This is a genomic window from Aeromonas sp. S16(2024), assembly GCF_041403065.1.
GTDB lineage: Bacteria > Pseudomonadota > Gammaproteobacteria > Enterobacterales > Aeromonadaceae > Aeromonas.
On the sequence record NZ_JBGLQX010000015.1, the window covers coordinates 88,685 to 111,693 of the forward strand.

Consider the following 23,009-nt stretch of genomic DNA (forward strand, 5'->3'; position numbering starts at 1 on the left):
GTATGTGCATACAGTAGTTCTATCTCATGCCAGTGACAAGGCGTTTGTGATTAAAAATGTGAGCCGACTAACAGAGATTTTTATTAACTTGTTGAATTAAAATGATATTTATCTTGATAGCAAGGTGGGTTTTTTTTAACCTGTAGACAAAGTGCGGGTCGGCGCTCATGGTTATACAGTATGTGTGGCAAGAGGAGGGACCAAGATGGATGTGAGCACCTTGCAACGGCTGGACGCCAATATTCTGCTCGGGATCATCAACGAGAAGCTGCGGCTGGAGTGCGATGGTCTGGAAGAGTTGCTGGCTTACTACGACATGACGGAGGATCAGCTGGCCACCCGTCTGCAGCAGATTGGCTATCACTATGACCCCATGAGTAACCAGTTCAAGGCCCATGGTTAATTCAGCTCAGGAAGCTGCCCCAATTGGGGCAGCTTCCTTTTATAGCCGTGCTGAGACACCAAGCATTGAAAGCGATTTCATCGCCAGCCGAGTCGGCGCTTATTTTCACGTATTTTCAGTCGCTGGCAATCATTGAAAACCTATTCATGAATCCATCTTTTTTAATTTCATTCAATGTTTTGATTTTTAAGGTTATTTTTATTTTGTTCAGGGAGGATATAGGAAAGGGTTTTCATGGTGAAACTGTCATTTTTATGCGTTAAAGTGTGACTCACGTTAACTTTTAAACCCCCGGCTTTAGCTAGTATGCCCACGCCGGAACATATTCTGAGATAACAACAGCGCCGGTCCCTCAAGGGGATAACATTTTTTATTTGTAACGAAGGAAAATGGTTTATGGCTACCAAGAAGAAGACAGACCAGGATCTCCAACTGGATAAAGATCAGCTCAAGGCGAGTATCGTGCGTCACCTGCGTTCTACCTTGGGTACAAGCGAACAGAAAGCCTCTCCCGAAGCATGGTGGAAAGCGACCGCTGCCGCCGTCAACGAACAGGTGTACGAGCGCCTGACCCGCACTCAGCAGACTCACTTCAAGAAAGATACTCGTGCGATTCACTATCTCTCTGCTGAATTCCTGATGGGGCGTCTGACCTCCAACAACCTGCACAACCTCTCCCTCTACAAAACCTGCGAAGAGGCCCTGGGTGAACTCGGTCTGGAACTGACAGATCTCTGCGAACAAGAGCCGGACATGGCCCTCGGCAACGGCGGCCTGGGTCGTCTGGCTGCCTGCTTCATCGACTCGCTGGCCACCCTGAACTATCCGGCGGTGGGCTACGGCATCCATTACGAGCACGGTCTGTTCCGTCAGGAGATCCAGGATGGCCGCCAGATCGAGCGTCCGGACTCCTGGCGTGAATATGGCAACCCCTGGGAGATCTGCCGTCCCGAGTCGGTGCAAGAAGTGCCGCTCTACGGCTACGTGGAAACCGTCTTCGGTGACAATGGCGGCCTGAAGAAGGTGTGGCACGCCGGTCGCAAGATCAAAGGGGTGCCTTGGGATATTCCGGTCGTCGGTTTTGGCGGCCACACCGTCAACATCCTGCGGCTGTGGGAATCCCGCGCCTCCGAGTTCTTTGACTGGGATGTGTTCAACGCCGGTGGTTACATCGACTCCCAGGCTGAAAAAGCCCAGGCCGAGACCATCTCCAAGGTGCTCTATCCGAACGATGAGACAGATGCAGGTAAAGAGCTGCGTCTGATCCAGCAGTACTTCTTCTGTGCCTGCTCCATCAAGGACATCATGCGCCGCTACAAGCGGGTTCATGGTGCCGATTTCAGCAACTTTGCCGCGCAAATTGCCATTCAGCTCAACGATACTCACCCGACTGTCGCCATCCCCGAATTGATGCGGGTGCTGGTGGACGAGGAAGACTTGAACTGGGATGCCGCCTGGGCCATCTGCTACCAGGTCTTCTCCTACACCAACCACACCCTGCTGCCGGAAGCGCTGGAGAAGTGGTCGGTCAGCCTGTTCGAGAAGGTGCTGCCTCGCCATCTGGAAGTGATTTACGAGATCAATGCCCGCTTCCTGAGCGAGCTGGTCGAGCCCAAGTGGCCGGGTAACGACGCCATCAAGGCCAAACTCTCCATCATCGAAGAGGGAGATGTGCGCAAGGTTCGCATGGGCAACCTGTGCGTGATCGGCTCGTCCAAGGTGAACGGCGTGGCCGAGATCCACTCCAAGCTGGTGAAAGAGGATCTCTTCCCCGAGTATGCCGAGCTGTGGCCCGAGAAGATGTGCAACGTCACCAACGGGGTGACCCCCCGTCGCTGGCTGCTGGCCTGCAACCCCGAGCTTGCCGCCCTCTACAACGAAGTGGTGGGCAAGGAGTGGCCGCTGCAGCTGGACAAGCTGCGCAGCGTGACCAAGTTTGCCGACGACAAGGCGTTCCAGCAGCAGTTCATGACCATCAAGCGTCACAACAAGGAGAAGCTGGTCAAGGTCATCAAGGACGAAACCGGCATCGATGTCTCGGCTGAGGCGATCTTTGACGTTCAGATCAAGCGCCTGCACGAGTACAAGCGCCAGCAGCTGAACCTCATTCACATCATGGCGCTCTACCGTCGCCTGCTGTCGAACCCGGACTATGACATGCATCCGCGGGTGTTCATCTTCGGCTCCAAGGCGGCGCCCGGTTACAAGCTGGCCAAGGACATCATCTACGCCATCAACAAGCTGGCGGAGCGGGTCAACAACGACGCCCGCATCCAGGGCAAGCTGAAAGTGGTGTTCATGCCGAACTACCGGGTGAGCCTGGCCGAGAAGCTGATCCCGGCGGCGGATGTCTCCGAGCAGATCTCCACCGCAGGTTATGAAGCCTCAGGGACCGGCAACATGAAGATGGCACTGAACGGCGCCATCACCATAGGCACCCTGGACGGCGCCAACATCGAGATCGCCGAAGAGGCGGGGGCCGAGAACTGCGCCATCTTCGGTCTGAACGTGGACGAGGTGAAGGCATTGAAGGGGCGCGGCTACAACCCGTACGACTTCTACTATGCCAACTCCGAGCTCAAGGCCGTGCTGGACTGGTTCGACACCGACTACTTCACGCCGGGTCGCCCGGGGGAGCTGGCCTCCATCAAGCGCTCCTTGCTGGAAGGGGGAGATCCCTACCTGACCCTGGCCGATTTTGCCTCCTACTCGGAAGCGCACAAGCTGATCGATACCTGGTATCGGGATCCGGCGCTGTGGGCGAAGAAGGCCATCATCAACTCGGCCACCATGGGCAAGTTCAACTCCGATCGCTCCATCCAGGACTACGTGGATCGGATCTGGAAATTGAAGAGCTGCAACGTCGGCTGACCACACCCAATATGAAAGAACCCCGCATCGCGGGGTTTTTTTATCTCCTCTGATCGAGGAAGCCTCAGCGCTTGTCGACGATCTCGGTGTCGGCCGGCACGCGCTTCTTGCCGGTGATCATGGCCCTGATGAGATCCCCCCGGCTCAGGCGATCGAGGACGATGACCGCCAGCACATGGATGAAGATGGCGATCTGCAGCGCCTTGGCAAAGAGCTCGTGGAGCTCCTCCATGAGCTCTTCATCAAACAGCTGCTCGTACCCCGTCATGATCCCGGTGACGGCGGTGCCCACCAGACAGGTCAACAGCAGCAGTATCATCAAGGCGCCCAGCGGATTGTGGCCGGCATGATAGGGGTGTTGGCCCTGCCAGCTGGCCTGCAGGTAGCGGCCCAGGCGGGCCGGAGTCGGAAACCACTGGGCAAACCTGGCGTAGTCGGAGCCGACAAATCCCCACAGGATGCGCAGCACCAGCAACCCGGCCAGGGCGTAGCCGACATAGCGGTGACTGCGTCTGCCCTCCTCCAGGATGAACAGGTTGAGCACGCACAGCAGGACGGTTGCCCAGTGAAAACCCCTGATCAGGGGATCCCATACCCTGATGGCCTTGCCGCTTCCCATCGCTTTCTCCATGATTTTTCCTCTCGTTGTGATCTATCCAGGCTTTCCATGCGCCTGTTGCCGAAGCGCCGTTGCTCGCATCATGGGGGCACTTTCTTAAGGCCGTGTTAATGGCGTCGGCGGGCTGAGGTGCGTCACAGGAACAGGGCCAGTGGCCAGGAGAGGGCGAGAGGCTGGAGGGAAGCACCAGGGGGGAGGAATAAACAGAGCCCCGACGGGGCGGGGCTCTGGTGTGTCAACGGGCTTGGGGGGGGTGGCGGCTCAGGGGCTGGGCCAGTCGGCATCCACAGGCCCAGCCTGGCCTGGGATCAGTGCAGGATGTCACCGAAGAAATAGGCCAGCATGGTCAGGATGACGGTGAAGACCAGGTTCAGCACCAGACCGGCCCGCATCATCTCCCGCTGCTGGATATGACCGCTGGCGAAGACGATGGCGTTGGGCGGGGTCGCCACCGGCAGCATGAAGGCGCAGGAGGCACCCACGGCGATCAGCACAGACACCACTATGGGGGAGACCCCCAGCGCCTCGGCCACACCGGCGAACAGCGGTACCAGCAGGGCGGCGGTGGCGGTGTTGGAGACCAGCTCGGTCAGGAACACCACGAAGGCGGCCAGGCAGAGCAGTATGATGAAGATGGGCATGGTGGAGAGTGCACTGGAGAGGTGCTCCGCCAGGAAGGCGTTGGCCCCGGTTTGCTTGAGGACGGCGCTTAAGGTCAGGCCACCCCCGAACAGCAACAGCACGCCCCAGTCGGTGTTCTGGTTGATGTCATCCCAGCTGGCAACCCGGCTCACGGCGATGGCCAGGATGGCACCCATGGCGATCAGGGTATCGAACTGGGGAATGCCGCCGAGCGCCGCGGCTAGGGGCTGGGAGCCAATCCACAGCAGCACCGTGGTCAGGAAGATGAGCAAGGTGGTCTTGCGCTGGCCGGTCCACTCTATGGTGATCTGCTCGGTGCTGACCTGGTGCGACAGGTTGGGGCGCGTCACCCAATAGAGCAGGCCTATGCCCACCGGCATGAAGATGAGCACCACAGGGATGCCGAATTTCAGCCAGTCGGTGAAGCCCAGCCCCATCTGGGCGGCGGCGATGGCATTGGGGGGGCTGCCCACCAGGGTGCCGATCCCGCCGATGCTGGCGCTGTAGGCGACGCCAAGCAGGACGAAGACCAGGGTGCGGCGCTCCTTGTGAAGATCGAGACCCTTGAGCATGCCGAGGGCGAGCGGCATCATCATGGCGGCCGTGGCGGTGTTGCTGATCCACATGGAGAGGGCGGCCGTGATGGTGAACAGCACTATGGCTGCCCAGCCAAGGTGACCCTTGGCCAGCTGCATCACCTTGGCGGCGATCTGGGTATCCAGCCCCTGCTTGGAGAGGGCCGCCGCCAGGGCAAAGCCGCCAAAGAAGAGGAAGAGGACAGGGTTGGCGAAGTCGGTCAGCGACTTGCCCATGTCGAACACCCCGAGCAGGGTGGCGAGCACCGGGATGGACAAGGCCGTGATGGTGATGTTCACCGCCTCGGTCAGCCAGAGGATGGCGATGAAGATCAGGATGCCGAGGCCTTTGTTGACCATGGGATCAAACGGAAGCCAGGCGAGCATGGCACAGAGCAGCAGAACGTCCAGGATGACGATCCCGGCCTTGATGTCCAGCCAGCGTGTAGGGGCGGAAGGGACTGCAGAGGTATGCATGTTGTTCTCTCGGTTAATTTATGGTTGTTGTTGTGTTGCCGAGATTACATTTATCCCCCTGTTTGAAACAGGGGGATGTGGTCAAAGCATGTGGCGACTCACAGAGTCAAGTGAAAATGGATCTGACATTAAACATAAATTAAACATTTTGTTTTCATTTGGGCTCTGCCGCGGTGGAGAGCAGCCACTCCTTGAACAGGCTCTTGGGCAGGGAGCCGCTGCGCTGCGCCAGGATCTGCCCCCCTCTGAAGATCATCAGGGTCGGGATGCTGCGAATGGCATAGCGGCTGGCGATGGCGGCTTCTTGTTCGGTGTCGAGCTTCACGAAGCGGATGCGGGGTTCGAGCGCCTGGGCTACCTCTTGAAAGACCGGGGCGAACTGCAGGCAGGGGCCGCACCAGCTGGCCCAGAAGTCGACCACCACCGGAATGTCGGACTGGATCAAGGCATCAAAGTGCGCCATGCGACCCGACACCGGAGAGTGAGAAAACAGGGGTTGGTGGCAGCGACCGCACTTTGCACTGGCATCGACCTTGTCGCCGGGCAGGCGATTGCGGGTGAAGCAGTGGCTACAATAGGTAGTGACAAGTGACATAATTGGTTCCTTTATTCATGGCCCGGCAACATCTTTATTGCATTCACAGAGCAGACTAACGGTAACATAGCGCTCAGTGGTTTTTCACACTCGGCTGTCTGGCCCTGACCCAGGGTCACCGGATGGCCGACCATGACATGAGAATCGAGACGGGATGAAGAGTGTTGCACGGGACAATGGTGTTGTCTTTGGCCTTATCATCGTATCGCTGCTGGCGTTTTCTGCCTATTGCTGGCAGTTGCTGAGCCAGCAACAACGCGCCTCCGATCTGAGCGTGGCCGCAGAGCTGGTCCTCAACCGGGTCAATACCGACACCGTCTATCTGCTGGGACGCGAGAAGGCCAGCGATGGCAGCGTACAGCAGCGCCTCAGCCTGCTGTCAAACAGCCTGGATCGCTTCGTGAGCCAGGTGCGCGAAGACCCGGGGTCGGTGGATGATCCCAAGTCCCTGGCGCTGCAACGGGATATCGACGGTTATCTGCTGGATCTCGCCAGGCTCTACACCATGGAGATGACCATCGAATACCTGGCCCCCCGTTTCCAGAGTCAGCTCAAGGCGCTGCTGGCAACGCTGCCGGCCGGGGCCGAGCAAGTTCGCGATCTCACCGAGCTCGCCCGCTTGAGCCACTACCTCAGGCGCAGCTGGGACACGAGCGAGCAGAGTCAACTGCGGCAACTGCAACTGCACCTGATGGAGACCTACCCCGGGCAACCCAGAGTCATGGCCCTCACCCAGCTCAGCCAGGAGCTCAATCAGCAGGTGATGGAATATCATCGCCTGCGCAACCAGATCGTCGAGATGAAGGGGCTCGCCTCGCTGCCGGCGTGGAAACAGAGCAAGCTGGACTTGGCCTCCTCCCTCAAGAGCCGCTTCTACCTGATGGTGCTGGGGGGGGCGCTGCTCTGCTTCTCGCTGGTGGCCGCGACCCTGTGGCGCCGCAACCAGAAGCTGAGCGAGCTGTCCCGCCACGCCGCCTTGCTGGCCCAGGCCAAGAGCGACTTCCTGGCCAACATGAGCCACGAGATCCGCACCCCCATGAATGCCATCATCGGCTTCAGCACCCTGGCGCTGCAGACCCACCTCGATCAGCAGCAGCGGGACTATCTCAACAAGATAAAGTCATCCTCTGACACCTTGTTGCTGCTCATCAACGACATCCTGGATCTCACCAAGGTGGAGTCCGGCAAGCTGACGCTCGAGGAGATCGACTTCGATCTCAGCGAGCAGCTCGACTCCCTGGCCGCCATGTTTGCGGATCTGGCGGAGCGCAAGCAGATCGAGGTCATCATCAACAAGTCGCCTGCGGTGCCCGATTTTCTGCGCGGCGATCCGCTGCGCCTCGGCCAGGTGCTGGTCAATCTGGTCAACAACGCCATCAAGTTCACCGAGCGCGGCGAGGTGGAAGTGGCCATCACCTTGACCAACCAGCATCCCATGCGGGTCTGCTTCAGCGTGCGGGACACCGGCATCGGCATAGCGCCGGAGAAGCAGGTGCAGCTGTTCCAGCCCTTTACCCAGCTGGAGGCGGGCAACACCCGCAAATATGGCGGCTCGGGGCTCGGGCTCAACATCTCCCAACGGCTGGTGGGGCTGATGGGGGGGGAGATCAGGGTGCAGAGCAAGCCCGGGGTGGGCTCCACCTTCCGGTTCGAGATCCCCCTGTCCCAGGCGGTCTATGGCGTCTCCGGGCGCCGGGTCTTCTTCGATCACCAGCCCCTCATCCTGATGATGGATGACAACGAACTGGTGCTGGAGCTCGCCAAGGACATACTGGGCCGGGCCGGCGCCTCGGTGATCGCGGTCAACAGCCTCTCCCGTGCCCGCCAGGCGCTGCGTGAGGAGGGCCACCACATCCGGCTCGCCATCCTCGACTGGCGCATGGGACAGGAGGACGGCCTGGATCTCGCCCTCGAGATGTATCAGCACAGCCAGTGGCGGCGCCTGCCCATACTGATGACCAGCGCCTGGTCCAGGGAGGGACTGCACGGGCGCATGGAGAGCATGGGGCTGACCCACTTCCTGGCCAAGCCCATGACAGAGAACGCCCTGCTGGCCAAGGTCGATGAGCTGCTCAATGGCAGCTCCCACGACAGCAAGGTCCGTCAGGCCGAGGCGCAGGGGGATCAGCAGCACTTCAGAGATCTGCTGCACGGGACCCGGGTGCTGCTGGCCGAAGACAACCGCGTCAACCAGCAGCTCATCATGGAGTACCTGCGCCGGGTCGAGGCCGTGGTCACAGTGGTGGACAACGGGCGCGAGGCGGTGGAGCAGGTGGCGGAGCAGCCGTTTGACGTGATCCTGATGGATTTGCAGATGCCGGTGCTCGATGGCCTGGATGCCACCCGACAGATCCGCAAGATGGTGGACAAGCATGACGTCCCCATCATAGCGCTCACCGCCAGCGCCATGCCGGGCGATCGGGAGCGCTGCCTCGGGGTCGGCATGAATGGCTATGTCACCAAGCCGGTCAGCAAGCTGGATCTCTACAACAACCTGCTGCAGTGGGTGAAGAGCGCCAGCGGCGAGCGGCGGGCGCCGCTCGAGGTCAAGCCGCCGGATCTGATGGGGGTGCTGGATCTGGAGGATGCCCTGCGCCGGTTGGAGCAGGACAGGGAGGCGCTGCAGATCCTGTTCAAGCTGTTCCTCTCCGAGCACAAGGACGATCTGTGGGACATTCGCTCCGCCCTGCGCCGCCAGCAACCCGAGGTGGCCTGCCGCCTGCTGCACACCCTGAAGGGGGTGTCGGCCAACATATCCGCCTCCCGCCTGCAACTGCTGGCCGGCGAGCTGGAGTGGCGGCTGCGGCTGCAAGAGGAGTTGAGCGAGGGGGAGCTGACCCAGTTGCAGCAAGTCTTCACCCAGACCCGGGAGGAGGTCTCCCACTTCCTGCTGACCGGCGAGCAGCAGGAGTCGGTCGCCTTCCCGTTCTCGCCCCCGGACAAGCGGCTGTGAACCGGTGAGATAGCAATCGTTCTCAAGTCGTCCGCTTCAGGCTATGATGACCCACTCCCATCGCCCCCACCTCGGGGGCGATTGTATTGAGCTTCTCTTATGACCAAGCGGCCCCCGCTGTGCCGCGAGCAAGGACTTTACTGTGAGCGTATTTTTGCGGCTTGGCTGGTTTTTCAAGGATCAGTGGCGGCGTTATCTGATGGCCATCTCATTGCTGATGATGGTGGCCTTGTTGACCGTGATCCCCCCCAAGGTGGTGGGTTGGGTGGTGGATGGCATCGCCAGGGGGGAGCTCGATGACGGCACCCTGATGGGCTATCTGGCGGGGCTGCTGGGTCTTGGCCTGCTCATCTATCTGCTGCGCTACGTGTGGCGGGTCATGCTGTTTGGCGCCTCCTACCGGCTCGCCTATGTGCTGCGCAACCGGCTCTTTACCCACTTCACCCGCATGAGCCCGGATTTTTACCAGCGCCACCGCACCGGCGATCTGATGGCCCACGCCACCAACGATATCCAGGCGGTGGAGATGACCGCCGGGGAGGGGGTGCTGACCCTGGTGGACTCCTTCATCGTCGGTATCCTGGTGCTCTCCATCATGTGCAGCCAGTACTCCTGGCAGCTGACCCTGCTCTCCCTGTTGCCGCTGCCGGTGATGGCCTTCTTCATGAACCGCTTTGGCACCCAGATCTACAAGGAGTTCAAGGCGGCGCAGGGGGCCTTCTCGAGGCTCAACAACAAGACCCAGGAGGCCCTCTCCGGGGTGCGGGTGCTCAAATCCTATGCGGTGGAGTCCCTCGAGGATCAGGGCTTTGCCGAGCTGACCCGCCAGGCGGGGGAGCGCAACATGGCGGTGGCCCGCATCGACGCCAAGTTCGATCCCGTGATTTATCTGTGCATCGGCTGCTCCTACTTCCTGGCGGTGGCTGGCGGCAGCGCCCTGGTGCTGCAAGACAAGCTGACCCTGGGTGAGCTCACCAGCTTCACCATGTACCTGGGTCAGCTCATCTGGCCCATGTTCGCCATCGCCTGGCTGTTCAACATCATAGAGCGGGGCAGCGCCGCCTATTCCCGCATCGAGAGCATGCTGGGGGAGCGCAGCGACATCGAAGAGCCCGCCCGGCCCGCGGCCTTTGTCTCGGCTCTGCCCCTTGAGGCCAGGGGGCTGGGCTATTGGCTGGAGCAGCGCAGCCTGCTTGCGGGCATCGACTTTGTCCTGCAACAAGGAGGCATGCTGGGGGTGGTGGGGCGCACCGGGGCGGGCAAGAGCTCCCTGCTCAAGCTCTTGATGCGCCTCGCCAATCCCACGGCCGGTAGCATTGCCATGGGGGGCGTGCCCATCGAGCAGCTGCCCCTGGGCACCCTGCGCAGCCAGTTTGCCTACGTGCCACAGGAGCCCTTCCTCTTCTCCACCACCATCGCCGCCAACATCGCCCTCGGCAAGCCGGAGGCCAGCCGGGAGGAGATAGAGCGGGTGGCGTGCATCGCCTGCGTCCACGACGACATCGCTCGTTTCCCCAAGGGGTATGAGACCGAGGTGGGAGAGAAGGGGGTGACCCTCTCCGGTGGTCAGAAGCAGCGCCTCGCCATCGCCCGCGCCCTGCTGCTGGCGGCGCCTGTTCTGGTGCTGGATGACGCCCTGTCGGCGGTGGATGCCCACACAGAGCAGCAGATACTGCTGGCGCTCAAGGCCCACAGACGGACCCTCATTCTGGTGAGCCACCGTATGACGGCGGTGGAGCAGGCCGACGAGATCCTGGTGCTGGAGCAGGGAGCCATCAGCGAGCGCGGTACTCACGGCGCCCTGATGGCCCACAACGGCTGGTACGCGGACATGGTTCGTTACCAGCGGCTGGAGCAAGACGTGGAGGAGGGTCTGTGAGTTCGATGATGACAAGGTGTCTCACCCTTTGTGCCCCTTATCCGCAGGGCTGGTATGCCAGCAGGGGGCGCTATCAGCGGCTGGAGCAAGACGTGGAGGAGAGCCTGTGAGTTCGATGATGAGACGCGTGGTTCCCCTCATCCCCACCCCTTCTCCCGCGAGGGGAGAAGGGGGAAAAGAGAGTCAATTCCCTGAGAGTGCTGTGCTGGAGACAAGTCTGTGAATCCAACCATCAAACGGCTGCTCGCCTACTGCGCCCGCTATCCCCGCTGGCTGGTGCAGGCGGGCATCTGCCTGCTGCTGGCCACCGGCGCCGAAGTGGCCGGGCCCCTGCTCATCAAGCTCTTCATCGACGACTATCTGGCGCCGCGCCAGCTGGTGTGGCCCCACATCGCCGCCCTGGCCGCCGGTTATCTGGGGTTGCAGGTGCTCTCGGCGGCGGGTTTCTACCTGCAATCCCTGCGCTTCAACCGCATCGCCCAGGCGGTGGTGCAGACTCTTCGCGAGCAGGTGTTTGCCACCGCCATCCGGCTGCCTGCCCGCTATTTCGACAAGCATCGCTCGGGCTCCCTCATCTCCCGCATCACCAACGACACAGAGGCGATCATGAACCTCTATGTGCAGGTGATAGGGCTCCTGGTGCAAAAAGTGGTGCTCTTGTGCGGCATCCTCATCTCCATGGCGCTGCTGGATCTGCGCCTGATGCTGGTGTGCGCCACCCTGCTGCCGGCGGTGGGGGCCGTGATGTGGCTCTACCAGAAATTGAGCGTGCCCGTGGTGCGGGCGACCCGCAGCCTGCTCTCCGACATCAACAGCCGGCTCAACGAGTCCCTGCAGGGGATGCCGGTGATCCAGGCCATGGTGCAGGAGCGCCACTTCGCCAATGCCTTTGCCGAGGTGAACCAGCAGCACTGGCAGGCCAGGATCAAGAGCCTCAAGATCAACGGCATACTGCTGCGCCCCCTCATCGATCTCTTCTACATGATGGTGCTCATCGGCCTGCTGGCGCTGTTTGCCCACGAGGGGTTGAGCACGGGCAGCGCCATCCAGGTGGGGGTGCTCTACGCCTTCATCAGCTATCTGGGGCGCATGATCGAGCCCCTGATCGAGATGACCAACCAGCTCAACCAGCTGCAGCAGGCCATGGTGGCGGGGGAGCGGGTCTTCGCCCTGCTGGACGAATCCCGGGAGAGCACGCAAGGGGAGAGCCCTGCGTTGCAGGGGCGGGTCAGCTTCGAGGGGGTGAGCTTCTCCTACGATGGCCAGCAACCGGTGCTGCAGGAGGTGAGTTTTGCCACCCGTCCCGGCCAGATGCTGGCGCTGGTGGGCCACACCGGCAGCGGCAAGTCCACCATCATCAGCCTGCTGATGGGCTTCTACCCGCTGGATCAGGGCTGCATCCGTTTCGATGATCACCCCATGAGCGCGCTGTCGCTCTCGGCGGTGCGCCGCAGCATAGGCCTGGTGCAGCAGGATCCCTTCATCTTCGTCGGGACCCTGGCGGACAACCTGCGCCTTGGCCGTGACGGCATCGACGAGCAGAGGCTCTGGCAGGCCCTGGAGGAGGTGCAGCTGGCCGCCTTCGTGCGCCACCTGCCAAAGGGGCTGGAGACCCTGATGGAGGAGGGGGGCAAGAACCTCTCCGCCGGTCAGCGCCAGCTGCTCTCCTTTGCCCGCGCCCTGGTGGGGGATCCGCGGATCCTCATCCTGGACGAGGCGACCGCGAGCGTGGACTCCCAGACCGAGCTGGCGCTCTCCCAGGCGCTCTCGGCGGCGCGCCGTGGCCGCACCACCATCGCCATCGCCCACCGGCTCTCCACCATAGTGGATGCGGACGAAATCCTGCTGCTCTCCCGCGGTCAGGTGAGCGAGCGCGGCACCCATGGGGAGCTGATGGCGCTGGGGGGCCACTACGCCCAGCTGTTCGAGATGCAGAGCCAGGGGGCCTGGCTCGAAGAGAAACGGGCCTGAGGTTCCTCATAAAAAACAGCCGGCAGATGCCGGCTGTTTTTATATGGGAATGTGCCTCAGACCGTGGCCTTGCGCCGTGCGATCAGCTTGGGCTCCAGGGGCGGGAAGTCGTCGTTGAAGAAGGTGTCGGCTTCCTCGATCTGGGCCTTGCGCTGCTTCTGGATGAAGCTGTCGAAGTCGCGCTTGATCTCCGGATCCTTCAAGGCCTCGTAGTCGAACACGTTGGCGGCATAGAGGTAGTTGAAGTGGATGTCGACGAAGTCGGCGCTGGCACAGGCGGAGGTGAACTTGCTGTTCTGGCGGTCGAAGTTGATGCGGTACTGCTTGATCTTCGGCACATAGACCAGCTCGCTGCCCACCTTGAACACTTCCACCGTGATGCCGACCGTGATGGTCTTGTAGAAGTCCTTGTTGTTCTCCACCCCGAAGCGGATGGCATCCCCCTGTTTTTGCAGGAACTTGTTGAAGCTCGCCAGCGCCGTGGTGCCCTGGCTCACCACCACGTCCATGATGAAGTTGATGAAGTCGGTGGCGATGCTGAGCCCCTTGATGTGGCGGCTGTAGCTCTGCTGATCGATCTTGCTCGGCCCCATCAGGGGGATCTTGGAGAGGGCACGGGCCCAGAGATCCGCGTCCGTCTTGTACTGCTCGCCATAGGCCTCGGCGTAGCGGTTGATGTAGGCGGTGACCACTGAGGTGATGGCGATGAGGTAGGCCTTCTGCTCCGCCAGCTTGGCCATGACGGCGGGATCGTCCAGCAGCTCGTTGGCCACGATGAACTCCACCAGGCCGTCCTTGTCGGCATAGGGATCGCTCCCCACATTCTTGGCTGTGGTGGGCAGGTTGACGTCATTGAAGAAGGCCTCGGCCTCGGCGAACTGATCATGGTTGCTCAGGCGGCTGGCCGGGGCCTCGCGCATCAGCTGGCAGAGCACTATCTCGGCCTCGTAGTCCGACTCGCGCCACAGGGGAGCCTGGGCCTGGTTGCCGAAGGTCTTCTTGTAGGCGAGGTTGAAATCGATCAGCACAGAGCTGCAGCCGCAATCCATGGCGAAGTCGACGGCGTAGCTGAGCGGCCCGGTGGGCAGGGGCTTGCTCATCTTGCCCTTGACCGCCAGGTTGGCGTAGCACTTGAGGTACTCCCGGCCAAACAGCTCAAAGGCACGGTTGTTGTTGAAGTTGAGCAGGAAGGTACCGGCGCTCTCGCCCCCGTTGAACAGCTGTTGAACGTTACTCATCTCTCTATCCTTATGCTGAGATTGGTGTCACAGGATGACTCGGTGCCGAATGGCCATGCACGAGCCAGCAGAGCCTAGCGAGGGGGGCGGCATTTCGTTACTGTGACTAATCCCAGTGGCGCTGGCGGATGAGTGGGCTAGCGCCGGGGCAACCCGGTTTATCGTTAGCTTTCATCCGGCTAGGATTGTCATGAAAGTGCCATATGAGTTCTTTCTTGAAAAAAACCTTCGCCATCGGGGGGAAATGGCGTCGCTGTGGCGGCGAATAACGGGGCTCGTCATTTGCCCATCGAATGCAACGGCGCCCATCATGTGATTTTCAAATGCACCCGGGAGCCGATCGCCCTCACAAGGACGGCAATGGAGGCTTGTCTATTGGGGTGGGGACTGGCAACATTTCGTTCACACTCACTCATCGGATCAGTTTGCAATGGACCTGCAACGCTTCAAAGCCAATCTGGCACTGCGCCTGTTCGCCTGGCGCTATATTCCCGTCATCGGATTCTGTGCCCCCGTCATCGAGCAGATGAACGCCAAGGCGCTGCGCATCCGCATTCCGCTGGGCTGGCGCACCCGCAACCACTTGGGCAGCATGTACTTCGGGGCTCTGGCGACCGGCGCCGATCTGGTGGGGGGCCTGCTGGTGATGGAGAAGGGGCGGGCAAGACGCAAGAAGGTGCACTTTGCCTTCAAGGATGTGCAGGGGGAGTTTCTGAAGCGCCCCGAGGGGGACGTGCAGTTTGACTGCGCGGCCGGGGAGGCCATCGACGCCATGATAGACGAGTCCCTGGCGACCGGGCAGCGCATCAACCGCCCCATCCAGGTGGTGGCCACCTGCCCGTCGCTCAACGGGGATGAGGCGATGGCGCGCTTCGTGCTGACCCTGTCGATCAAGGCCAGCTAGTCCGCCACAGTGTGCTGGCAGGGCGGGGGCAAGGGTCCGCGGATCTCGGGGTGGGCCCTTCCTTCACTACTGTCTTGATGCCCCTGGCCCGGCGACAGGCTGACCGCCAGCCCGGCGACTGTGCTGGGCAGCGCTTGGGGGGCAGATCTCGGGCTTAGAGAATCTCGGGCTTAGAGGATCTCGGGGCTGACGCCTTCCTTCACCACGACCTTCATGCCGTTGAAGTTGACCACCTGCTCGGCCACTATCTTGCAGCGTTTGCGGGTCTCGACCTGACCGTCCACTTCCACCAGGCCCTCGGCGACCAGCGCCTTGGCGGCACCGCCACAATCGGCCCAACCCTGATGCTTGATCAGGTCACACAAGGCAACGAAGGGGTGACCTTCGAGCAGAAACGTCTCCATGGGAAATCCTCTAGCTGGATGAATGCCTACACGGCAGGGCGGCCATTTTAGGCAGTTAGGCGGGGCAGGGAAAGGGCTCTGGCCCAATTGCCCCGAAAAAGGGGTAAGCGGAGCGGGACAAACAATCAGCCCGGCGAGGGCCGGGCTGATTGTGTCTGTGTGCCGTCGGTGCTCAAGGCAGCTTGACCACGGCTTCCCCCGTTACGGCGAGGGCGCCGCCTTGGGTGAAGATGCGGGTGGCCAGGGTGGCGATGGGCTTGTCATCTCGCAGGGCAATCACCTCCACCTCGGCCGTCACCTCGTCCCCGACAAAGACCGGCAGCTTGAAGCTGAGGCTCTGGCCCAGATAGATGCTCCCCTTGCCCGGCAACTGCTGGCCCAGCAGCCCTGAGAAGAGGCTGGCCAGCAACATGCCGTGGACGATGGGCCGCTCGAACACCGTGGTGGCGGCGAAGTCCGGGTCCAGGTGCAGGGGGTTGAAGTCTTCCGAGAGCGCGGCGAAGGCGGCCACCTCCGCCGCCCCGAACCGCTTGCTGAGGCGCGCCTTCTGACCCACCTCAAGAGGCAGTGCACTCATGCGGCGTCCTCCTCGGTGGCGCAGGCAAACACGGGGTTTAGCCGCACCTTGACATAGTGGCCGGGGGCGGGGGCCAGCCCCTCCTCGGGCACTCGCGCGGGGACGGGCTCCGACCCTTCGTCACGGCTCTGGATAAAGCCCATCATCTCGGGCCACCAGGAGCCGCTCTGGTGCGTCGCCCCAGCCAGCCAGCCTTCCGGGCTCTCGGCCTCTGCCGTGTTTTGCCAGAAGCCGTACTTGTTGGCGGCCGGCGGGTTGATGATGCCGGCGATGTGGCCGGACTCTGCCAGCAGGAAGCGCTGCTCCCCGCCAAACAGCTTCATGCCCTGCCAGGTGCCCTGCCAGAGGGCGATGTGATCGTCCACCGCCGACACCAGCAGCACCGGGGTCTTCACCTTGGCGAGATCGATGCGGGTGTTGCGGATCTTGAGCTCCCCCTTCACCAGCTGGTTCTCCAGGTAGAGACGGCGCAGCAGGCTGTTGTGGGTCTTGCCCGCCACGTTGGTGCTGTCGCTGTTCCAGTGCAGCAGATCGAAGGCCACCGGGCTCTGGCCCTTGAGGTAGCTGTCGATGTAGTAGTTCCAGTAGAGGCTGTTTTCCCGCAGCAGGCTGAAGGAGACAGCCAGCTGGCGCCCGTCCATGATGCCCTTGGCCTCATTTTGCGCCTCGAGCGCCGCTATGATGGGCTCGTGGATGAAGATGCCAAGCTCCCCGGGCTGGGAGAAGTCCAGCAGGGTGGTGAACAGGGTGGCGGTGCGCACCCGCTGCTTCTGGCGCCGCGCCGCCAGCCAGCCCATGGCGAGCGACAGGGCGGTGCCGCCGATGCAGTAGCCGATACCGTGCACCTCCCGCTCGCCGGTGGCCGCCTCCACGGCGTCCAGGGCGGCGATGACGCCATCCACCACGTAGTCGTCGAGATCGACCTGCGCCTGTGCCACCCCCGGGTTGCGCCAGGAGATCATGAACACCGTCTGGCCCTGGGCGACCAGCCAGGCGACCAGGGAGTTCTGGGGCCGCATGTCCATGATGTAGTACTTGTTGATGAAGGGGGGCACGATCAGCACCGGCGTCTTGCTCACCGTCTCGGTGCTCGGGCTGTACTGGATCAGCTCATAGAGCTCGGTGCGCTGCACCACCCGGCCCGGGGTGGTCGCCAGATCCCGCCCCAGCTCGAAGGCGGACTCGTCGGTCAGGCGGATGTTGAGCTGATCGGCGCTGCGCTCCAGATCCTCGGCCAAGAGGGCCAGCCCGCGCACCAGGTTCTGGCCGTCGGACTCCAGGGTCAGCTTGAGCAGCTCCGGGTTGGTGGCCAGGAAGTTGCTGGGGGCCATGGCGTTGACGTACTGGCGGGTGAAGAAACGCAGTCGCTCCCGGCTCTTCTGGGGCACACCGTCCAGGGCATCCACCGAGGCCAGCAGGTGCCTGGCGGTGAGCAGATAGGACTGCTTGAGGTAGTCATAGATGGGTTGTTCGCTCCAGGCCTCGGCCTTGAAGCGGCGATCGCCGCGCTCCGGGGTGATCACCGGCTCGCTCTGCTGGCCTGCGCTCTTGAGCAGGGTGTGCTGCATCAGCTTGAGCTGATCCTGCCACCAGTTCATCTGGGCCTGGATCAGTTGCCAGGGTTGCTGGCTGCCCTGCTCCAGCACCTGGCCCAGATCGTCCAGATTGGTCTGCAGCAGCGCCTGGGCAGTGCGCTCTGTCTGGGCCTTGGCCATGGCCAGCAGCTTGTCATTGTAGTGGGCCAGGGCCTCGAACAGCGGGCCATAAGATGGTTGGCTCATGTGCTCTCCTTCACCCACACCCGGGGCGGGAACGAGCCCGCACCGTCGAGTCGTGGGGAGATGTGGCTGCCCGAACGGGCAGCCAGGGGTTATCAGGCCTTGCCCGTGCTCTTCTTGATGCCGTCAGCGGTCAGGGCATCCAGCTCTTCCTTGAACTGCACCCCGAGGGCGTTCAGCTTCTGGATGTCGTCCAGCATCTGGCGGGAGAGCTGGCTGGCGGTCTCCAGTTGCACTGTGCCCAGGGCCGCCAGGCTCTGGGTGTCCTGCACCTTGCTCACGGCCTGCAACTGGTTGAGGCCCAGTTCGGCGTAGGCGTTGGCGGAGGCCAGCTGCAACCGGGTCAGCTGCTCTATGTTGCTGGCCAGCAGCTGGTTGTAGCGGGTGAGGGGAGCGGCGAAGCCTTGCATCTGCTCGGTAAAGCTCTTGATCACGTCCATATTCATCATCGGTCTCCAGTTCGGCAGAACAGTGTTGTTGTGGGCCGTTGGCCCCTTTTACGGGTACTGCATGTCATCCCTGTTTACGTGTTGCTTGCTCTGTTCAAACACACGTTTGCGCATTCTGCAACCAAATATGGTTTGGTGTAAATGACATAAATGTTAATTTCTGTTTGAATTTTTATGTCAGCGACGCCCGCCCGCTGAGGGGGTCAGACGAGAGGTGACGCACTGGACCCGGCGCGCCCTCGCCGCGTATCCGCCGCGCTGGTAGGCTGGCACGTCATTCAGACTGCCAAGGAATCCCGATGAAACCTCTCGCCCTGCTGCTCGGTTGCTCCGCGCTGACCCTCGCCGGCGTTGCCCAGGCCAGCACCCCGGTCCAGATCTCCCTGCCCGGCATCAACCTGCCCTCCTCCCACCAGGTGGAAGGGGCGCGCGCCTCCTTCCTGTATGGCCGCACCGGTCAGGTGAAGGGCATCGATCTGCCGGTGTTCGCGCTCTCCGACGTGGATCAGTTCACCGGCCTGCAGCTCGGCATCTTCTTCGGCGCCGCCCGGGTGCGGCATCTTCTTCGGCGCCGCCCGGGTGCGTCATCAGTTCGGCGGGGTTGCCATCAACGCCGTCAACTGGCATGAGGGGCAGGACACCGGGGTCAACCTGGGCTTCGTCAACCTGACCAACAATGTGCAGGGGCTGAACTGGGGGGCGGTCAACATCGCTCAGGGCAACGCCCTGGCCAACGTCGGCTTCGTCAACTATGCCGAGCGCACCACCTTCCAGCTTGGCTTCATCAATGCCACCAAGCACCTCGATGGTCTGCAGATAGGCCTTGCCAACTACGCCGAGAACGGCATCTTCCCCATCTTGCCGCTGATCAACTTCAAAAAATCCTTCTAAGCCGTGCCGCCAGCCTTGCTTTGAGGGGCGCAGCCATTACCCTGTGCTCCATCAATAGTGCGCAAAGGTGACAGGGGCATGACAACGGAACACTTGGATGCGATCGGCATCGGTTGGGATGTAAGGGGCTGGCAGGGCAATGCCCAGGCGGTGGCCGTGGTGGGCTGGCAGGCCCGCACGCAGCAGTTGCACTGGCTCGGGATCTCCCCCCTGTTTCGGTTGAGCTCCCGGGTGGCGCCGGATCTGGACGCCTTGCTGCGCCCGGCGCTGCAAGACGAGATGGCGCTGATGCAGGTGCTGGCCTGCCCGCGATTGGCGCTCGGCATCGATGCCCCGCTGGCCTTTCCCCGTGCCCTCGGCGAGTTGCTGGCGGGGAGGGGAGTCGAGTGCGCCGTGCCCCAGCGGGAGATAGACAACCCCTATGCCTATCGGGACTGCGAGCGCTGGCTGCATCGGCAATACGGCAAGAAGCCGCTGTCGGCCACCTTCGACAGGCTCGGCAACAACGCCACCCTGGCGCTCTCAATCTTGCCGCGCCTCGGGGATCTGCAGCTGGTGCCAACGCAGGTGAGGGAGGCGGAGCGCGCCGTGCTGGAGGTCTATCCGGCCCTCGCCAAGGTAGCAGGCAAGGCCTCACCGGCCAGGGAGGAGATAGCAGCCTCCTTGCCACCTGATGTGGTGGCCGGGACGGATCGTTACGACGCCGCCCTCTGCGCCCTGATGGCGCTGCAATATGCCGCCGGTGGGGCGGTTGCTTCCCTGCCGGCTCTTGTCTCTGCGCCCCCCGACTTCCCCCTGGACGAAGGCTGGGTCTATCACTTCGCCAGGCCTTAAGCCTTAAGTACAAAGCCCGGGGCGTCGGCCCCGGGTTCAGAGCTATCCACGCCTCGTCGCTCTTCCTCGACTCTTTCTCCCGCCATCCACCACCTGGTATTAAAAACGCGCTCATATGCCATCAAGCAAGAGTGTGGAGAGCCCCTATCACACCGACGAGGCCGAGGCGGTCTTGGCTTGCCGGGTTGAGCAGGAGTGGGGGGAGGTTGGCGTAACACTCCAGTGAATGGCGTTTTTGCCGCATAAATGGCGAGGGTTGCCGGGAATCGCTGGCAGAGCCCGCTCTGCATCCGATATATTGCCCGCTTTCCTCATGCTTCTTCAGTGGTGGTGTCGATGAAACGCATTCTCTCTATCCAGTCCCACGTGGTATTTGGCTGTGCCGGCAACAGCGCCGCCGTCTTTCCCATGCGCCGTCTCGGCATGGAGGTCTGGCCCGTCAACACGGTGCAGTTTTCCAATCACACCCAGTACGCGGCGGGATGGCAGGGGATGGCGATGCCCGCCGGCCATATCAGCGCCCTCTGTCAGGGGCTGATGGATATCGAGGTGCTGGGGCGCTGCGATGCGGTGCTGAGCGGCTACCTGGGATCGGCGGAGCAGGGGAACGAGATCCTGGCGGTGGTTGCGGCCGTCAAGGCGGCCAATCCGGCGGCCATCTATTTTTGCGATCCCGTCATGGGCCACCCGGAGAAGGGGTGCATAGTCGCCCCCGGCGTGACCCGCTTCCTCACCGAGCAGGCGCTGCCGGTGGCGGACATCATGGCCCCCAACCTGCTGGAACTGGAGACCCTGTGTGGCGCCCACCTGACGACCCTGGCCCAGACCCGCGCCGCCGCCCACCAACTGCTGGAAAGCGGCGTCAAGATGGTGCTGGTCAAGCACCTGGGGCGCGCCGCCAGTGATCCCGGCCGTTTCGAGATGCTGCTGGCCACCCCCGAGGGGGATTATCTCATCGCCCGGCCGCTCTACCAGTTTGCCCGCCAGCCGGTGGGGGTGGGGGATCTCATCAGCGCCCTGATGCTGGCCAACCTGCAGGCGGGGTTTGATGCGGTGGCGGCGTTTGAGCGCACCAACGCGGCCGTCGATGCGGTGCTGCGCCAGACCTGGCAGGCGGATGCCTACGAGTTGCAGCTGATCGCGGCCCAGGCCGACTTTGCCGAGCCGCGGATCGCACACAGGGCCGAGCGCCTTGCAGGCGAGGTGGCGTGATGCCTCAACCCTGATCGGCCAAGCTCATCCTGGGCTGATCAAGGTTGTACGGCCTGAAAGTGCTCCACAGTGGGGAAGGGATCGTAGAAGTGATGGAGCAGCGCCTTCCACTCCTGGTACTGGGGGGAGCCGCGAAAGCCCTGGGTGTGATCCTCGAGCCGTTGCCAGTTGACCAGCAGCAGGTAGCGGTGCGAGTCGGTCAGTGAGCGTTGCAGCTGGTGGCCGGCGTACCCGGGCAGGGTGCTGATGATGCGCTGGGCCTGCGCGAATGCCTGCTCGAAGGCGGCAGCCTGGCCCGGGATGATCTGCAGCGGGGCGACTTCCAATATCATGATGGCTCCTTGCCGTCTCTGGATGAAGGGGTCATTTGAGCAGTGAACGCGCCATTAAACAAGGCCAGCCTCGGGGCTGGCCTTGTTGCGTGGGGCTTTGGGCTTCTCGCCCCTCAGAGCTGCTTGTAGAAGAACTGGGTTGCCGCCAGGGTGCCGTCGGCGCTCTTGGCGAAGTCCGGGATCTGGCCGGCCTCCTGGTAGCCCAGCTGGCGGTAGAGGGTGGAGGCGATGTCGCCAACCCGGGTGTCCAGCACCAGCAGGGTGCGCCCGGCCTCCCGGGCCCCTTGCTCCATGGCCTGCATGAGGGCGCGGCCCACCCCCTTGCCGCGGGCCTGGCTGTGTACCATCAGCTTCTCCACCTCGGCCCTGTGACCGCCGTTGGCCTTGGTGCACAGGGAGAGCTGCAGGGCGCCCACCAGATGGTGCTGATCGAAGGCCACCCAGAGCCTGCGCACCCCGTCGACCAGCTCCCCTTCGATGCCTTGCCAGTACTCCAATCCCCGCTCTTCCTGCAGGGGCGGCAGGAAGCCCACCGAGGCGCCGCTGGCCACGCAATCTTGCAGCAGTGTGATCAACGCAGGCTTGATGCCTCTGGTGCTATCGACCTCAAGGATCTCCATTGAAACTCCTCTTCTTGTATCCAATTGCCAATCAATTCGGGATTGACGGTTCAATCTTGCTTTGTCAGCCGGCGCTAAGAGGCTGTTCACGAGCCATCTCCCTAGCGGATCAGCCCCTGCTCAGCCAGCCACTGGAACAGCAGGCGGGAGACCGGGGAGATCTCGTCCAGATGGCGGCTGTCCAGCCAGCGCAGCTCGGCGATCTCCGCCGAGGCGGTGGGGCTGCCGTCAGCCTCGCCGGTGTAGCAGCGCAGCCTGACTTGCACCCCTTGCGGCTTGCCGTCGGCCTGGGCGCTGAACTCGCAGGCGAGGCGCAGGGTCTCGGGTTTGAGGCTGACCGCCAGCTCCTCCGCTATCTCGCGCACCAGGGCCGCTTCGTCGCTCTCCCCCGGCTCACGCTTGCCGCCGGGGATGTAATAGAGGGCCTTGCCGTGGGAGCGGGCACAGAGCAGTTGCCCCTCCTTGAAGGTGAGCCAGGCGAGTTTGTCGATCATGGGGCTGATTCCTCTTGTAGAAGGTGAGCGGACTGCTCGCACAGGGTGCGATAGGAGCGGGTTTCCCGCATCTCGGGGCCGAGGGCCTCGAGGGCACGGAGGAAGGCCGCGCCATCCGTCAGGCGGTATTTGAACTCCACCTCGAAGCGACCCTGAAAATGTGTGGTCATGGCTCGGCACCGGCACCCAAACGGAAAATGAATAGGGCAGACTAGCAAAAGCGCGGGGCTCGCCCAAGCATCGGGATCACAGCTTGGCGCTGACTGCTCTCTTTATGACCACCTGGTGAGG

Annotated in this window: 19 protein-coding genes and 2 pseudogenes; 9 read left to right on the top strand and 12 right to left on the bottom strand. The window is 62.3% G+C overall.

Features of this window, described 5'->3' with window-relative positions:
* Positions 1-205 precede the first annotated feature (205 nt).
* Positions 206-403, top strand: a complete 198-nt coding sequence (locus ACB030_RS12815; RefSeq protein WP_005323525.1) for a DUF4250 domain-containing protein — start codon at positions 206-208, stop codon at positions 401-403.
* A 396-nt stretch (positions 404-799) separates the two neighbouring features.
* The gene (locus tag ACB030_RS12820) at positions 800-3,274 is read left to right on the top strand and encodes a glycogen/starch/alpha-glucan phosphorylase (RefSeq protein ID WP_371160252.1); all 2,475 of its coding nucleotides are present in this window, start codon (positions 800-802) and stop codon (positions 3,272-3,274) included.
* A 64-nt stretch (positions 3,275-3,338) separates the two neighbouring features.
* Here ACB030_RS12820 and ACB030_RS12825 read toward each other — a convergent pair whose 3' ends face one another.
* The 3 genes from ACB030_RS12825 to trxC form a co-directional block, all read right to left on the bottom strand.
* Positions 3,339-3,893: a cytochrome b/b6 domain-containing protein gene (locus tag ACB030_RS12825; protein ID WP_205643365.1), complete on the bottom strand. Its 555-nt coding sequence runs from the start codon at positions 3,891-3,893 to the stop codon at positions 3,339-3,341.
* A gap of 308 nt (positions 3,894-4,201) precedes the next feature.
* Positions 4,202-5,587: a DASS family sodium-coupled anion symporter gene (locus tag ACB030_RS12830; protein WP_371160254.1), complete on the bottom strand. Its 1,386-nt coding sequence runs from the start codon at positions 5,585-5,587 to the stop codon at positions 4,202-4,204.
* Between the two features lie 154 nt (positions 5,588-5,741).
* The gene (gene trxC / locus ACB030_RS12835) at positions 5,742-6,182 is read right to left on the bottom strand and encodes a thioredoxin TrxC (protein ID WP_371160257.1); all 441 of its coding nucleotides are present in this window, start codon (positions 6,180-6,182) and stop codon (positions 5,742-5,744) included.
* 154 nt (positions 6,183-6,336) lie between these two features.
* Between trxC and ACB030_RS12840 the strand changes: the two genes are divergently transcribed.
* The 3 genes from ACB030_RS12840 to ACB030_RS12850 all read left to right on the top strand — a co-directional run bounded on the left by ACB030_RS12840 (position 6,337) and on the right by ACB030_RS12850 (position 12,985).
* Complete coding sequence (locus ACB030_RS12840; protein WP_371160259.1) at positions 6,337-9,135, top strand: response regulator; 2,799 nt, start codon at positions 6,337-6,339, stop codon at positions 9,133-9,135.
* 142 nt (positions 9,136-9,277) lie between these two features.
* The gene (locus ACB030_RS12845) at positions 9,278-11,014 is read left to right on the top strand and encodes an ABC transporter transmembrane domain-containing protein (RefSeq protein ID WP_371160261.1); all 1,737 of its coding nucleotides are present in this window, start codon (positions 9,278-9,280) and stop codon (positions 11,012-11,014) included.
* Positions 11,015-11,233: 219 nt separating this feature from the next.
* Positions 11,234-12,985: an ABC transporter transmembrane domain-containing protein gene (locus tag ACB030_RS12850; protein ID WP_371160263.1), complete on the top strand. Its 1,752-nt coding sequence runs from the start codon at positions 11,234-11,236 to the stop codon at positions 12,983-12,985.
* Between the two features lie 56 nt (positions 12,986-13,041).
* On the opposite strand, the gene ACB030_RS12855 is transcribed toward ACB030_RS12850, so the two are convergent.
* Positions 13,042-14,223, bottom strand: coding sequence for a hypothetical protein (locus ACB030_RS12855; protein WP_371160265.1), 1,182 nt, complete (start codon positions 14,221-14,223; stop codon positions 13,042-13,044).
* 430 nt (positions 14,224-14,653) lie between these two features.
* Here ACB030_RS12855 and ACB030_RS12860 point away from each other — a divergent pair, with 430 nt between their 5' ends.
* A complete protein-coding gene (locus ACB030_RS12860; RefSeq protein ID WP_371160267.1) occupies positions 14,654-15,127 on the top strand; it encodes a DUF4442 domain-containing protein in 474 nt (157 codons plus the stop codon).
* Positions 15,128-15,297: 170 nt separating this feature from the next.
* Here ACB030_RS12860 and ybcJ read toward each other — a convergent pair whose 3' ends face one another.
* The 4 genes from ybcJ to ACB030_RS12880 form a co-directional block, all read right to left on the bottom strand.
* A complete protein-coding gene (gene ybcJ, locus ACB030_RS12865) occupies positions 15,298-15,531 on the bottom strand; it encodes a ribosome-associated protein YbcJ (protein ID WP_010674882.1) in 234 nt (77 codons plus the stop codon).
* A gap of 172 nt (positions 15,532-15,703) precedes the next feature.
* Positions 15,704-16,108: a MaoC family dehydratase gene (locus ACB030_RS12870; protein WP_371160269.1), complete on the bottom strand. Its 405-nt coding sequence runs from the start codon at positions 16,106-16,108 to the stop codon at positions 15,704-15,706.
* Positions 16,105-17,889 (bottom strand): class I poly(R)-hydroxyalkanoic acid synthase, encoded by a 1,785-nt coding sequence (locus ACB030_RS12875; RefSeq protein ID WP_371160271.1) that lies wholly within the window; start codon positions 17,887-17,889, stop codon positions 16,105-16,107. The genes ACB030_RS12870 and ACB030_RS12875 overlap by 4 nt, the downstream gene beginning before the upstream one ends.
* 92 nt (positions 17,890-17,981) lie before the next feature.
* On the bottom strand, positions 17,982-18,332 hold the full coding sequence (locus ACB030_RS12880; protein WP_205643364.1) for a phasin family protein: 351 nt from the start codon (positions 18,330-18,332) through the stop codon (positions 17,982-17,984).
* Positions 18,333-18,634: 302 nt separating this feature from the next.
* On the opposite strand from ACB030_RS12880, the pseudogene ACB030_RS12885 reads away from it, so the two are divergent.
* The 3 genes and pseudogenes from ACB030_RS12885 to pdxY all read left to right on the top strand — a co-directional run bounded on the left by ACB030_RS12885 (position 18,635) and on the right by pdxY (position 21,272).
* Positions 18,635-19,226 (top strand): annotated as a pseudogene (locus tag ACB030_RS12885) (VC2662 family protein).
* A 78-nt stretch (positions 19,227-19,304) separates the two neighbouring features.
* On the top strand, positions 19,305-20,060 hold the full coding sequence (locus tag ACB030_RS12890; RefSeq protein ID WP_371160273.1) for a DUF429 domain-containing protein: 756 nt from the start codon (positions 19,305-19,307) through the stop codon (positions 20,058-20,060).
* Between the two features lie 336 nt (positions 20,061-20,396).
* Positions 20,397-21,272: a pyridoxal kinase PdxY gene (gene pdxY / locus ACB030_RS12895; protein ID WP_371160275.1), complete on the top strand. Its 876-nt coding sequence runs from the start codon at positions 20,397-20,399 to the stop codon at positions 21,270-21,272.
* A gap of 38 nt (positions 21,273-21,310) precedes the next feature.
* Here pdxY and ACB030_RS12900 read toward each other — a convergent pair whose 3' ends face one another.
* From ACB030_RS12900 to ACB030_RS12915, 4 genes and pseudogenes are all read right to left on the bottom strand, one after another.
* Entirely contained in the window at positions 21,311-21,604 is a 294-nt protein-coding gene (locus tag ACB030_RS12900) for an antibiotic biosynthesis monooxygenase (protein WP_025327104.1), read from the bottom strand.
* 113 nt (positions 21,605-21,717) lie between these two features.
* On the bottom strand, positions 21,718-22,224 hold the full coding sequence (locus tag ACB030_RS12905) for an N-acetyltransferase family protein (RefSeq protein ID WP_371160278.1): 507 nt from the start codon (positions 22,222-22,224) through the stop codon (positions 21,718-21,720).
* Between the two features lie 101 nt (positions 22,225-22,325).
* Positions 22,326-22,718 (bottom strand): NUDIX domain-containing protein, encoded by a 393-nt coding sequence (locus ACB030_RS12910; protein ID WP_371160280.1) that lies wholly within the window; start codon positions 22,716-22,718, stop codon positions 22,326-22,328.
* Between the two features lie 53 nt (positions 22,719-22,771).
* Positions 22,772-22,888: pseudogene (locus ACB030_RS12915) on the bottom strand (adenylate cyclase); the annotation flags it as partial.
* Positions 22,889-23,009: the final 121 nt, after the last annotated feature.